Annotated in this window: 13 protein-coding genes; 8 read left to right on the top strand and 5 right to left on the bottom strand. The window is 65.9% G+C overall.

Annotated features, from left to right (window positions below; translation table 11 throughout):
* Positions 1-71: 71 nt before the first annotated feature.
* Together galK and galT are read right to left on the bottom strand one after the other, a co-directional pair.
* The gene (gene galK / locus AB0313_RS02655) at positions 72-1259 is read right to left on the bottom strand and encodes a galactokinase (RefSeq protein ID WP_366303406.1); all 1188 of its coding nucleotides are present in this window, start codon (positions 1257-1259) and stop codon (positions 72-74) included.
* Entirely contained in the window at positions 1256-2413 is a 1158-nt protein-coding gene (gene galT, locus AB0313_RS02650; RefSeq protein WP_366303404.1) for a galactose-1-phosphate uridylyltransferase, read from the bottom strand. The genes galK and galT overlap by 4 nt, the downstream gene beginning before the upstream one ends.
* Positions 2414-2513: 100 nt before the next feature.
* On the opposite strand from galT, the gene AB0313_RS02645 reads away from it, so the two are divergent.
* From AB0313_RS02645 to AB0313_RS02630, 4 genes are read left to right on the top strand one after another with little or no spacing between them, the layout of a single operon-like run.
* On the top strand, positions 2514-3476 hold the full coding sequence (locus tag AB0313_RS02645) for an aldose 1-epimerase family protein (RefSeq protein WP_366303402.1): 963 nt from the start codon (positions 2514-2516) through the stop codon (positions 3474-3476).
* A gap of 35 nt (positions 3477-3511) precedes the next feature.
* Entirely contained in the window at positions 3512-4855 is a 1344-nt protein-coding gene (locus AB0313_RS02640; RefSeq protein WP_174237477.1) for an AI-2E family transporter, read from the top strand.
* Positions 4856-4858: 3 nt separating this feature from the next.
* Positions 4859-6097 (top strand): threonine ammonia-lyase, encoded by a 1239-nt coding sequence (gene ilvA, locus AB0313_RS02635; RefSeq protein WP_141940576.1) that lies wholly within the window; start codon positions 4859-4861, stop codon positions 6095-6097.
* Between the two features lie 8 nt (positions 6098-6105).
* Positions 6106-6735 (top strand): rhomboid family intramembrane serine protease, encoded by a 630-nt coding sequence (locus AB0313_RS02630; protein ID WP_141940577.1) that lies wholly within the window; start codon positions 6106-6108, stop codon positions 6733-6735.
* A gap of 105 nt (positions 6736-6840) precedes the next feature.
* Here the strand turns inward: AB0313_RS02630 and greA are convergent, their stop codons facing one another.
* Both greA and AB0313_RS02620 read right to left on the bottom strand, forming a co-directional pair.
* The gene (gene greA, locus AB0313_RS02625) at positions 6841-7335 is read right to left on the bottom strand and encodes a transcription elongation factor GreA (protein ID WP_141940578.1); all 495 of its coding nucleotides are present in this window, start codon (positions 7333-7335) and stop codon (positions 6841-6843) included.
* Between the two features lie 151 nt (positions 7336-7486).
* Positions 7487-7945: a DUF4307 domain-containing protein gene (locus AB0313_RS02620; RefSeq protein ID WP_141940579.1), complete on the bottom strand. Its 459-nt coding sequence runs from the start codon at positions 7943-7945 to the stop codon at positions 7487-7489.
* A gap of 127 nt (positions 7946-8072) precedes the next feature.
* Here AB0313_RS02620 and mca point away from each other — a divergent pair, with 127 nt between their 5' ends.
* Together mca and AB0313_RS02610 are read left to right on the top strand one after the other, a co-directional pair.
* A complete protein-coding gene (mca, locus tag AB0313_RS02615) occupies positions 8073-8978 on the top strand; it encodes a mycothiol conjugate amidase Mca (RefSeq protein WP_307303312.1) in 906 nt (301 codons plus the stop codon).
* Between the two features lie 93 nt (positions 8979-9071).
* Positions 9072-9413 (top strand): hypothetical protein, encoded by a 342-nt coding sequence (locus tag AB0313_RS02610; RefSeq protein ID WP_141940581.1) that lies wholly within the window; start codon positions 9072-9074, stop codon positions 9411-9413.
* Positions 9414-9451: 38 nt separating this feature from the next.
* Here the strand turns inward: AB0313_RS02610 and AB0313_RS02605 are convergent, their stop codons facing one another.
* A complete protein-coding gene (locus AB0313_RS02605) occupies positions 9452-10093 on the bottom strand; it encodes a hemolysin III family protein (protein ID WP_366303756.1) in 642 nt (213 codons plus the stop codon).
* A 248-nt stretch (positions 10094-10341) separates the two neighbouring features.
* On the opposite strand from AB0313_RS02605, the gene AB0313_RS02600 reads away from it, so the two are divergent.
* Positions 10342-11103 (top strand): isoprenyl transferase, encoded by a 762-nt coding sequence (locus AB0313_RS02600; RefSeq protein ID WP_141946184.1) that lies wholly within the window; start codon positions 10342-10344, stop codon positions 11101-11103.
* Between the two features lie 239 nt (positions 11104-11342).
* The gene (locus AB0313_RS02595; protein WP_307303315.1) at positions 11343-12761 is read left to right on the top strand and encodes a PhoH family protein; all 1419 of its coding nucleotides are present in this window, start codon (positions 11343-11345) and stop codon (positions 12759-12761) included.
* The last annotated feature ends 208 nt before the right edge of the window (positions 12762-12969 follow it).

Genomic DNA, 12969 nt, shown 5'->3' with positions numbered 1-12969 from the left:
CAACCGTGGGCCCCGCCAATCTGGCGGGGCCCACGGCCGTTAAAGCGCTGCGCCTGTGCAGCCGCGACCGGCTAGGCGATCCGCATGGCTCCGGCAGCGGGGGAGACGGTGAAGATTTCCGGCGCCTTGAATCCTGCTTCGGCGAATGCCTTGGCGACGGCGTCACGCACCTTTTGCTCGGAGTCCGCCGGGGTCAGTGCAATCGCCGCCCCGCCGAACCCACCCCCGGTCATCCTGGCACCGATGGCGCCGTTGGCCCGGGAGGCATCAACGGCCAGGTCCAGTTCGGGGCACGAGATCTCGAAGTCGTCGCGCATGGAGGCGTGGCTGGCGTCCAGCAGGGGGCCGATGGCGGCCGGGCCGGGGCCGCCCAGAAGTTCCACCGTCTGGAGCACCCTGTCATTCTCGGTGACGACGTGCCGCACCCGCCGGAAGGTGACCTCGTCCAGAAGCCCGCCTGCTTCGGCAAGGTCTGCCACCTCGACGTCGCGCAGTGCCCTGACTCCCAGCACCTCGGCCCCCAGCTCACAGGAAGCCCGACGGGATGCGTAGCCGCCGCCGGCATGCGAGTGTGAGACTTTGGTGTCGATGACCAGGAGCACCAGGCCGGCGGGTTCGGTCTCGAAGGGAACCAGGCTTGCCGTCTGGTCCCGGCAGTCCAGGAAGACGGCGTGTCCCTTCGATCCGCGCAGCGAGGCGGACTGGTCCATGATGCCCGTGGGGGCCCCGACAAAGGCGTTTTCCGCCCGCTGTGTGGCCAGTACCATCTCCTGCGCCTCCAGCCCGGCGCCCGTAATGTCATTGAGGGCCGTGATGACGGCGCATTCGATGGCGTGCGACGACGACAGGCCGGCACCCAGCGGCACGTTGGAGTCCAGGAGCAGGTCCACCCCCGGAACGGCGATGCCGCGCTCCCTGAGCGCCCACAGCACGCCCAGCGGATACTTCGTCCAGCCTTTCGCTGTTCCGGGCTGGAGCGCGTCCAGCGTAGTGGTGACGACGCCCTGGTCGCCGTATGTGGACAACAGCCGGACAGTGGCATCGCGCCGGGCGGCAACGGCCACGCGGGCCGTCCGGTCGATGGCGAAGGGCAGGACGAAGCCCTCGTTGTAGTCGGTGTGCTCACCGATGAGGTTCACGCGGCCGGGCGCCTGCCATATGCCGTCGGGAGCGCCGCCGAACTCCTGCTCGAAGCGGGCGCTGAGGTCCTGGGATGAGGCACGGGCCGTCCGGCCGTGCTCCTGGTTCCGGCTGCTCACGCCGATGCTCCTTCCGGGGTGGTCGCCACGGCGGTGACGGTCGTGGATGGCGGCGGTACGGCGACGGTGCGCAGCCGTTCGGCCACCTTCTCGGGTGTGGTGTCGTTGATAAACGCGCCCATGGCCGCCTCCGACCCGGCCAGGTACTTCAGTTTGTCGGCGGCGCGGCGCGGAGAGGTCAGCTGGAGGTGGAGGTAACCGGCCGGCCTGAAGAGGTCGTCCAGCGGGGCCTGGTGCCAGGCGGAGATGTAGGGGGTGGGGGTGGGATAAAGGGCGTCCACCCGCTTGAGCAGGTCCAGGTAGACCTGTGCCAGCTCGTCCTTTTCCGCCCCGTTTAAGCCGGCCAGGTCCGGGACGTGGCGATGGGGGACCAGGTGGATCTCCAGCGGCCATCGGGCTGCGAAGGGCACATAGGCGCTGAAATGGGTCCCTTCCAGGACCATCCTGCTGCCGTCTTCCCGCTCGGCACGCAGCAGGGATCCGGTCAGGGTGTCCCGCCCGTCGTGTGCGTCGAAGTACTTCCGGGCGGCACTGCCCAGCACGCCGGCGCGGGGCGTGACGTAAGGGTAAGCGTAGATCTGTCCGTGCGGGTGGTGCAGCGTAACCCCGATGTCCGCACCCCGGTTCTCGAACGGGAAGACCTGCTTGATGCCGGCCAGGGCGCTGAGCGCGGCGGTGCGCTGCGACCAGGCTTCGATCACCGTGCGGGACCGCTCCGGGCTCAGGCCGCTGAAGGATCCTGTGTGCTCGGGAGTAAAGGAGACCACCTCGCACCGGCCGTAGGCGGGGCCTTTCGTTCCCCAGACGGCGTTCTGCGGGACGGGGCCCAGTGCCGGTCCAAGGGAAGGGAACCGGTTTTCGAAGACCACCACGTCATAGTCCGCCGCCGGAATTTCTGACGCGTTGCCGGGAGTGGTGGGGCAGATGGGGCACTGGTCTGCCGGCGGCAGGTGGGTGCGGGCCTGGCGGTGGGCGGCGATGGCCACCCATTCACCCGTCAGGGCATCGAAGCGGACCTCGCCCGGTTCGCCACGGGGCGGCAGCCCCCGGTGATCGGCGGTGAGATGCGCGGCGCGTGAGTCGCGGGTGCCCGCGTCGTCGAAGTAGATCAGCTCCCGCCCGTCGGAGAGTCTGGTGCTGGTAATCCCGGTCATGAAAGAATTTTCGCACAAACGCTCAAGAATGAATAGTTTCCAACAAAAAGTAACAGGAACGGATATGGGGTCTGCGCTGGCCCGTTGTACGGTAATGCCCATGACAGCCTCTTCAGAACAAGGAAACACGGAACCGACGTCCATCCGGTCCTGCGCCACGGGACGCCAATATGAACTGCGCCGGGGCGACGCTGTTGCCGTGGTGACCGAACTCGCCGCCGGGCTGCGCTCATTCACCCGGGGCGGCGTCCTGCTGACCGAAACGTACGGTGATGACGAGATTTCCCCCGGCGGTTCCGGCATTACCCTGGCGCCCTGGGCCAACAGGGTGGAGGACGGGCAATGGTTCCTCGATGGCCGTAAGCAGCAGCTGGATATCACCGAGGTTTCCCGCAATAACGCCAGCCACGGGTTGCTGCGGAATACCGGCTACGCACTGGTGGAGGAGTCCCGGTTTGGCGTGGCACTGGAGGCGACGGTCTTCCCGCAGCACGGCTACCCGTTCCTGGTGCGCCACCGCGTGGAATACCGACTTTCCGAAGACCTTGGGCTCCACGTCCGGCAAACCCTCACCAATGACGCCTCGGCCGGGGCGCCCTTCGTGCTGGGGGCGCATCCCTATCTGCGGGTTGGCGACACACCGGTTGAGGAACTGCGGCTGACGGTTTCCGCCGACACCCGGCTGGTGACCGACGAGCGCCTGATTCCCCGCAGTTCGGCCCCTGTTGACGGCGATGTGGACTTCCGTTCCGGGCAGCGTGTGGCGGACCTGGCAGTGGATGTTGCCCTGACGGACCTCCATTACCGGGACGGCCGGGCCCGCCACATCCTGGCTGCGGCTGACGGCAGTGAGGTCTCCCTCTGGCAGGACGAAGCCTGCCGTTACGTCCACGTTTACGTGAGCACGGTGTATCCGGGGAGGGAACGGGCTGTGGCCATAGAGCCGATGACCGGGCCCGCGAACGCGTTCAACTCAGGGGAGGGGCTCCGTTGGCTTGACCCCGGAGAATCCTTCAGCATGCAGTGGGGCATCGACTACCGACCCGGCGCAGCGGCCCGCTAGTTTGCTTTGGGCTGGGGCTGCGGAAGTATGGGGATATGACGCCAAAAGAGGACGACGTTACCCTGGCCCACCCAGCTCCCGCCCATTCGGCTCCAGCGGCGCCGGCCGCCGCTGCGCCCCTTCGGGTGCTCACTGACCGCGAACTGGACAAGGACATACCGTACGGCATCCGCATCGCCGCTTCCTGGTCGTGGCGCCTCGGCCTGATACTCCTGATGGTGGGGACTCTGGTTTGGCTCCTCAGCCACATCACCCTCCTGATTATTCCGATCATGGTGGCGGCCCTCCTCGCCGGACTGCTCAGCCCCGTCACGGCTTGGCTGAAGCGGCGGGGACTGCCGGCGGGGCTGGCCGTCGCCGTGACTGTCCTTGGCTTCATCGGCGTCATCGCCGGTGCGTTGGCACTGGTGGGCAGGCAGCTGGCGGTCGGGTTCGGCGAGCTCTACTCCCAGGCGCTTGAGGGCGTCCGGCAGGTCCAGGACTGGCTTTCCGCGGGCCCCCTGCACCTCACCGCCACCCAGATCGACCAGTATGTCAAGGAAGCCACGGACGCGCTCCAGAACAACAGCAGCAGCATCGTCAGCGGCGCCCTGTCCTTTGGCAGCACCGCCGGACACTTCGCCGCCGGGATGCTTCTCTCGCTCTTCATCCTCATCTTCTTCCTCCTGGAAGGTGACCGGATCTGGGCGTTCCTGGTCAGGATGCTTCCCCGCAAAGCCCGAGCCGCCACCTTCGGGGCCGGCCATAGGGGTTGGGCGTCCATGGTCAGCTACGCACGCATCCAGATGTTCGTGGCGGCCGTCGACGCGCTCGGCATCGGCGTGGGCGCGGCGATTATTGGCGTCCCGCTGGCGCTTCCCCTGGGTGTGCTGGTCTTCCTTGGATCCTTCATTCCGGTGGTCGGCGCCCTGGTGACGGGCGCCGTCGCCGTCCTTCTGGCCCTTGTGGCCAACGGACCCGTAAACGCCCTGGTCATGCTGGCCATCGTCCTGTTGGTCCAGCAATTGGAAGGCCATATCCTGCAACCCCTGGTCATGGGCAAGGCGGTATCGCTGCACCCTGTAGCCGTGATCCTTAGCGTTGCGGCCGGTTCCTACCTCGCGGGCATCCCCGGAGCCTTGTTCTCCGTACCCATCCTGGCCGTAGCAAACTCGGCCGTTCGCTACATCGCCGCCAGAACGTGGGAACATGAACAGGTGCCGGTAATTGCCGGGAAGCCCATCACCGCCGGAGCGGGCGGGGACAACACCATCCAGGATGTTGAACCCCGGACTGCATCCGATGACGTGGGGGACACCGCGGCAGGCACTCCAGCCGAACACCGTGATGCCCGTGCCTCCTCGCCGGAAGGCAGCCGGGCGGAACCCAGAGGAGAGTAGTCCGTGAAGATCCTTGAAACCCTTCCCGTCACACTGGACGATGTCCTTGAGGCGCAGAAGCTGCTTGACGGGATTATTGCGCGCACCCCTGTGGAATCGTCGCGGGCCCTTGGCGGCATGGTGAACGGCGAGGTGTACTTCAAGTGCGAGAACCTCCAGCGTGCCGGCTCGTTCAAGGTGCGCGGCGCTTACGTTCGGATGGCCCGGCTTTCCCCGGACGAGAAAAAGCGGGGGGTAGTGGCAGCGTCCGCCGGCAACCACGCACAGGGAGTCGCCGTCGCCGCCAAGAGCCTTGGCATCAAGGCCCGTATCTACATGCCCCTCGGCGTAGCACTGCCCAAGCTTGCCGCCACCCGCAGCCACGGCGCCGAAGTGGTGCTGCATGGACACAACGTGGACGAGGCACTCGCCGAGGCCCAGCGCTACAGCAATGAAACGGGCATGGTCTTCGTCCACCCCTTCGACAACGTGGACGTGGTGGCAGGCCAGGGGACTGTGGGCCTGGAAATCCTGGAGCAGGTCCCCAACGTCGATACCGTCCTCATGGGCGTAGGCGGCGGGGGACTGCTGGCAGGGGTCGCGGTCGCCATCAAGGCGCGCGCCCGGGAACTCGGCCGGGAGATCCGGATCATTGGTGTCCAGGCGGAGAACGCCGCAGCGTACCCGCCCTCGCTTGCCGCCGACGCCCTGGTGCCGCTCAAAAAGGTGTCCACCATGGCCGACGGCATCGCGGTGGGCCGCCCGGGGCAGTTGCCCTTCAGCATCATCCGGGAACTGGTTGATGATGTGGTCACCGTCAGTGAAGACTCGCTGGCCCGCGCCCTGATCTTCCTGCTGGAACGGGCCAAGATGGTGGTGGAACCAGCAGGCGCCGTGGGCGTGGCTGCCCTCATGGACGGCAAGATCGAGAACCCCGGAACCACCGTGGCCGTCCTGTCGGGCGGCAACATCGACCCCATGCTGATGCTTAAGGTGATCCAGCGCGGCCTTTCCGCTGCAGGCCGTTACATGACGGTGCGGATGATGCTGGATGACCGCCCGGGTTCGCTGGCAACGATCGCCCGCATCATCGCCGAAAACGACGCCAATGTCACCGGCCTGGACCACACCCGGGTGGGTGGCTCCATCAGCATGGGCGACGTCTCCATCACCGTAAACCTGGAAACCAAAGGCCACCAGCACGGGGAACAGGTACTCAGCGCCCTCCGCGCCGAGGGCTTCCAGCCAATCGTGGTGCATTAGGAACGGCGATGGCGGGACCGGTCAGCGGACCCACGGGTGACGGGCGGGATCCGGAGCGCCACACCATTGCCTCCCGCGCAAGGGCCGGACTGGCGGTCCTTGGCGGGTTCGTGGCGCTGCTGTTCGCCATCGAAGTGCTCAACACGCTGATGATGGGAGCACTTAACCGGACCTTCGGCCTGCGGCCGAGGAGCCCCGACGGGCTGCTGGACATCCTGACCTTCCCGCTCCTGCACGCCAACCTGAACCACCTGCTGTCCAACAGCCTTCCCCTGGTCATCTTCGGTTTCCTGGTGTTCCTTTCAGGGCTGCGGGTGTTCCTCACCGCGCTGGCTTTCAGCTGGCTCGGCAGCGGCCTCACGGTCTGGCTTATTGGCGACGGCGTCACCGTGGGGGCCTCGGGGTTGGTCTTCGGGCTCTTTGCGTTCCTCCTGGTGCGGGGATTCTTCAACCGCAGCTGGCGGCAGATCCTGCTCGCAGCGGTCCTCTTCATGGGCTACGGAAGCATCCTGCTGGGCGCTTTGCCGTTCGTGGCCGGGTACGTCAGCTGGCAGGCGCACCTCGGCGGCGCCGCCGGTGGGGTGGTGGCCGCCCTGCTGCTGCGTCCGCGCCTGCCCGCCGTCACGCGGCAGGTCTGATCCGGGTCCGTGCCAACGCAGCTGGACCAGCCCGGGAGCGTTAAAGCGAACCGGCGGCCGTCCCCCGTGGGGGCGGCCGCCGGTTGTCTGCGCCGGATGGTTACGCTACGCGGCGTACGGCTTGGCAGAGAGGATCTCCACCTTGATGTCCTTGCCGTTGGGCGCAACGTAGCTGAGGGTTTCGCCTTCCTTATGGCCCAGGATGGCTGCACCAAGGGGCGACTTTTCACTGAACACATCCAGGTCGGAGTCGCCAGCGATCTCGCGCGAACCCAGCAGGAAGGTCTCCTCGTCACCGGCGATCCTGGCGACCACAATCATGCCGGGTTCAACGATGCCGTCATCGGCAGGCGCTTCACCCACATGGGCGTCACGGAGCAGCACCGTCAGCTGGCGGATACGGGCTTCGATCTTGCCCTGTTCCTCCTTGGCCGCGTGGTAGCCCCCGTTTTCCTTGAGGTCCCCCTCTTGCCGCGCTGCTTCAATCTTCTGGACGATCTCCGCCCGGCCTGCGCCGGAAAGGTGGTCCAGCTCTGCCTTCAGGCGGTCAAAAGCTTCCTGGGTGAGCCAGGCTGCAGATGCGCTGTTGGTGGTAGACACGGACTTCTCCTCTAGTGGTCCTACATGCAAAAGACCCCGCCACGGTGGCCACTTGTGGAACAGTAACCAGCTCAGCGGGGTAAAGGTATCTCTCCATTGTAGTCAATCCACTGGAGATAACCCAACACTGAAGCGTTGCACGTCACACGACCTATGACTCTCCGCCCGGTATCCAGCAGCTGTCCACCACGCCGGAGACCGACGCCGACTCGGTGCGCAAGGTGACGCGCTGGGCCACTGTCCTGCCGCCGTCGGGCGTTCCATCTGCCGCCGATGGCGGAACGTCCACCACTTTCCAACCCACTACCGCAAACTTTGAATCGAGGGCCTTCACGGCGCACTTGACGGGTTTGGCCGGCTCCCTGGTGACCTGGAAGTCCACTTCGGCGAGCGTTGAATCGGTGGTGCTGTAGCCAACGTCCTTGAAGGTCACCCCGGACAGCGAGCTGGACGTGGTGGCCCACCCCAGGAAAGCGATTCCCCCAGCCAACGCCACTCCGATCACAACCCGGGCAGCCTTGGGGGAGAGCCGGCGCTTTTTAGCACCATACCGATTGGCTAGGCTAGTGTCTGCGGGCGCGGGTTGGGCCGGCTGGTCCGGGGAAGTCACCAGACCAGTTTAGTGCCCTTTCCCCATACTCCCTGCGTTGGCCGTGGCCGCCGCAGGGCGGGGCGCCCCCACATCATCCGACAGCTGCCATCATGCCGCGAAAGAAGAATAAGGAGCCGTCCCTTCCATGACAGCGTCCAGCAACCCCCAGGTGCCGCTCCGGCTGCTCGCGGTCCACGCCCACCCGGATGACGAATCCAGCAAGGGCGCTGCCACCATGGCCATGTACGCGGCTGCCGGCGTGGATGTCCTCGTGGCAACCTGCACGGACGGATCGCGGGGAGACATCCAGAATCCCGCAGTGGAGGGCGAGCCGCATCCCAAGCGGGACATGGCCGGCGCACGCAGGCTGGAAATGCAGCGCGCCGCCACCATCCTCGGCATCCGCCAGCGCTGGCTGGGGTTTGTCGACTCGGGCCTTCCGGAAGGAGACCCGCTTCCGCCCCTCCCGTCGGGTTCCTTCGCCACTTTGCCGCTGCACCAGGCCGCAGCGCCCCTGGTGCGGCTGGTCCGGTCTTTCAGGCCCCACGTCATCCTCAGCTACGACGAGAACGGCGGCTACCCGCATCCGGACCACATCATGGCCCACCGGGTGGCTGTGGAAGCCTTTGAAGCGGCGGGCGATGCCGAACGCTACCCTGGGGCGGGGGAGCCGTGGGAGCCGAGCAAGCTCTACTACGACCGGGCGTTCAGCCCCGAGCGTTTCCGGGCGCTTCATTTCGCCCTGGAAGAGGCCGGGCTGCAGTCCCCGTATGCCGAGCGGCTGGCCGCCTGGCTGGAGTCCGACGCCGAGGGACACACGCCGCCACCGGCCGCCCATGCCACCACCACGCAGGTGGATTGCGGAGACTTCTTCGAGGTGCGCGACGACGCGCTGCGCGCCCACCGGACACAGGTGGACCCCCTTGGATTCTTCTTCGCCGTTTCGCCGGAGATGCAGCGCCGGGTCTGGCCCTGGGAGGACTATTCGCTGATTCATTCACGAGTGCACTCGGAGCTCCCCGAAAAGGACCTGTTTGCAGGGCTAAGATAGACAGGGCAGACAATTTCTATCTTGCGTAGAAGATAGCCGCGGCGACACTCCGTCCGCTTCCTGCTGCATCCGTTCCACCAGAAGGTTTCAACCGTGCATTATCTGCTCCTCCGCCTGGCCACCACGCCCACCCCGCTGCCCACTCCGACACTCAGGGACGGCATCTCCGAGGATCAGGTGACCCCGGGCCTGCTGGGATTCATCATGACGGCCTTCTTCGTCGTGGCGACCGCCCTGCTCATTGTCGACATGGTGCGGCGGATCCGCCGCGTCCGGTACCGGGCCCAGGTGGAGGAAGAGCGCATGGCGGCCGCCGCTGCGGCGGACGTGGAAGCTGCGGAGGACCAGGACGGGCTCGACGACGGTGCGCACCGGCCGTCCAGTCAGTCCAGGGAAGACGGGTCGTCTAACGGGCTTTCCCGTCCCCGCGAGTAGGCCGGCCCCGAAACGGCCGTTTCCTGGGGAGCCTGCCGCTAGGAAAGGACCGCCAGGGCGATTGCCCCAAAATGGGCAGCGAATGCAAACACGGTGAAAGCGTGGAAGAGTTCGTGGAAACCAAAGTGGTAGTAGCTGAAATTGGGCTTCTTCAGCGCGTAGAAGACGGCGCCGGCGATGTACAGGACGCCGCCCACGCAAACCAGCACGGCCGCCGTGACGCTGGCCTGGAAGAACTGCGGCAGGTAGAACAGCGCACCGCAGCCCAGTGCGATGTAGATGGGCACGTAGAGCCAGCGGGGCGCGTCAGTCCACAACAGCCGGAAAGCGACGCCGAGGATGGCTCCGGCCCAGATTACCCACAGGAGCACCACGGCCTGTCCCCGTTCCAGGAGCGTCCAGGCCAGCGGGGTGTAGGTGCCCGCGATCACCAGCATGATGTTGGTGTGGTCCAGCCGCTTCAGGACGAGCTTGACGCGCGGTGACCAGTTGCCGCGGTGGTAGACCGCGCTCACCCCGAACAGCAGGACGCCGGTGGCGGCGTAGACGGCGGACGTGACTTTGCGGTCCGGCGTGGGGGCAAGGGCGACGAGGATGACGCCGGCGACCAGGGCGAGAGGAGCCGTAACCGTGTGGATCCATCCGCGCCACTTCGGCTTGATCATCAGCAGCTCAGCCAGGCGGACCGCGGCATCGTCCACGGCACTGGCTTCCGGTTGCAGGCCGGGAGTCCGGTCCTCCGGCGGGGGTGCCGCCGAGGCCTCGGGGGAGTGGCTGTTCATGACACCAGAATAACCTACGGTCCGGTAAGTTACCGATGAGTAACATAGCTTTCGTGCCGCGTTTCTGTACTGCCGGTCCAGGCTCCCGCGAGCGGTAGCCTAGGATGTGGATGTACGTTCGGCAGGAAAGTCAGGTGAGTGGACGCGTGGAGTTGCCCGGGTTCCTCTATGGCTATTACGAGCGCCGGCTTCTCAAGGATCTCCCGCGCGACCGCATTCCGCGGCACATCGGCGTCATGGTCGATGGCAACCGGCGCTGGGCCAAGCAGTTCAACGCCCCCACCAGCCAGGGCCACCAGGCGGGTGCCGACAAGATCCACGAATTCCTGGGCTGGTGCCAGGAGCTGGGCGTCAAAGTGGTCACGCTGTACATGCTGTCCACGGACAACATGAACCGCTCCAGCGAGGAGCTGGACCTCCTGATGGGCATCATCGCCAACACGCTGGACCGGCTGGACGAAGACGCGAACATCTCCGTGCACGCCATGGGCGCCCCGGAACTGCTGCCCGACTACCTGGCCGAACGGCTCAACAAGCTCACGACCAGGACCCCTGTGAGGGAGAAGATCCACGTGAATGTGGCTGTAGGGTACGGCGGCCGCAGGGAGATCGTGGATGCCGTGCGCGAACTGCTGCACGACGCCGTGGCCAAGGGCATGGACATCTCCAAGCTCGCCGATGACCTGTGCGTGGATGACATCTCCCGCTATCTCTACACGCGCGGCCAGCCGGACCCGGACCTGGTTATCAGGACGTCGGGGGAGCAGCGTCTCTCCGGCTTCCTGATGTGGCAAAGCGCCTACAGCGAGTTCTACTTCTGCGAGGCCCTCTGGCCCGCCTTCCGGAAGGTGGACTTCCTCCGTGCCCTGCGGGACTACGCGGGCCGCCAGCGCCGCTTTGGCGCCTGAAACCCCCGGTTCATAACGAGTTCATACATCCGCCAGAGAAATCGCGGCCAAATGGTTGCGGAAATCACCTGTGGTGGATTTACGTTATATCCATCAGCAGGCAAAACCGCCGGCTGATCGGGGAGGCCAGTACATGGAGCGAAACATCGCACCGGTTGTATGGGAGGCCGGACCCGGCCTCGTGGCCGAGCCGCTTCACCAATAACAATTCCGGGCTTGCGCCCGGGGCTGGAGTCGATGTGGCTACTTCTGAACAACTGCCCGAGGTCCTGGTTGGACAGGGCGGGAAAGCTACCTCTCGCGCCGAGCGAGCCACCTTTGAAACCGGTGCGGCAACTGATGCTGCGGCCGGTTTTGCTGTCTCCGGAAGGGAAGCCGACATCCACACGTTCGTCATCGACACCTCTGTCCTGCTCTCCGATCCCCATGCACTCCTGCGGTTTGCCGAACACGAGGTGGTGGTTCCCGTCGTGGTCATTACCGAACTGGAATCCAAGCGGCACGATCCCGAACTCGGCTACTTCGCCCGGAAGGCGCTCAGGCTCCTTGACGACCTTCGGATCAAGCATGGCGGCCTGAACCAGCCCCTTCCCATTGGCGAGGAGGGTGGCACCCTCATGGTGGAACTGAACCACATCTCCGCGGAAGTACTGCCGCTGGGTTTCCGCAGCGGGGACAACGACAGCCGAATCCTCGCGGTGGCCAAGAACCTGGCCAACGAGGGACGCGACGTCACCGTGGTCTCCAAGGACCTGCCCATGCGGGTCAAGGCATCTGCCATGGGGCTCACCGCAGACGAGTACCGCAACGAACTGGTCAAGGACTCCGGCTGGACGGGCGTTGCCGAAATCGAGGCCGACGAGCAGGAGATCGCAACACTGTACGGCCACGAGCCCGTCTTCATCCCCGCCGCAGCCGAACTTCCCGTCAACACCGGGCTTGTCCTGCTCTCCAACCGCGGTTCCGCCCTCGGCCGGGTGGGTGCAGATAAGCAGGTGCGCCTGGTCAAGGGCGACCGTGACGTGTTCGGCCTCCACGGCCGCTCGGCCGAGCAGCGGCTGGCCATCGACATGCTGATGGACCCCGCCGTCGGAATCGTGTCCATTGGAGGCCGCGCCGGCACCGGTAAGTCGGCGCTGGCCCTCTGTGCCGGGTTGGAGGCCGTGCTGGAACGCCGCGAACACCGCAAGGTCATCGTCTTCCGGCCGCTCTATGCCGTGGGCGGCCAGGAACTTGGCTACCTGCCCGGATCCGAGTCCGAGAAGATGAACCCTTGGGCGCAGGCAGTCTTCGACACCCTCGGCGCGTTGGTGAGCCAGGAAGTCGTCGAGGAAGTCATGGACAGGGGCATGCTCGAGGTCATGCCCCTCACCCACATCCGCGGACGTTCCCTTCACGATGCCTTCGTTATCGTCGATGAGGCCCAGTCGCTCGAAAAGAACGTCCTCCTCACCGTCATGAGCCGCATGGGCCAGAACTCCAAGATCGTGCTCACCCACGACGTCGCCCAGCGGGACAACCTCCGCGTCGGCCGCCACGACGGTATCGCAGCCGTCGTCGAAACCCTGAAAGGACACCCGCTCTTCGGCCACGTCACCCTCACCCGCTCCGAACGCTCTCCCATCGCCGCCCTGGTGACAGAGCTCCTGGAAGGCTGACGGGGGTGCGTGGGGCACCCTTCCTCTGCGTGCTGGCTCGTTCCTCGCCTTTGACGCACGCTGCCGGAAGGCTGCCCCACGCCCAAGCCGGGTTACGGGCCTTCTCGTAGGAGCGCATCGCGGCGCATCGGCCGCCGTAGGTCGCCCAGCGACCGAAGGTGGCCCTATGCGCTGTGTCTAAGCGACGGAGAAGGACCGTGGCCCGGCG

The organism is Pseudarthrobacter sp. NPDC080039 (assembly GCF_040702335.1).
GTDB lineage: Bacteria > Actinomycetota > Actinomycetes > Actinomycetales > Micrococcaceae > Arthrobacter > Arthrobacter enclensis_A.
The sequence above is the reverse complement of the archived record's forward strand: the minus strand, read 5'-3'. Positions and strand labels throughout refer to the sequence as shown.

Coding starts and splice junctions, on each gene's coding strand:
- AB0313_RS02630 (WP_141940577.1), top strand. CDS start 6,106: ATGGCGGGACCGGTCAGCGGACCCACGGGTGACGGGCGGGATCCGGAG.
- galT (WP_366303404.1), bottom strand. CDS start 2,413: ATGACCGGGATTACCAGCACCAGACTCTCCGACGGGCGGGAGCTGATC.
- AB0313_RS02640 (WP_174237477.1), top strand. CDS start 3,512: ATGACGCCAAAAGAGGACGACGTTACCCTGGCCCACCCAGCTCCCGCC.
- AB0313_RS02645 (WP_366303402.1), top strand. CDS start 2,514: ATGACAGCCTCTTCAGAACAAGGAAACACGGAACCGACGTCCATCCGG.
- mca (WP_307303312.1), top strand. CDS start 8,073: ATGACAGCGTCCAGCAACCCCCAGGTGCCGCTCCGGCTGCTCGCGGTC.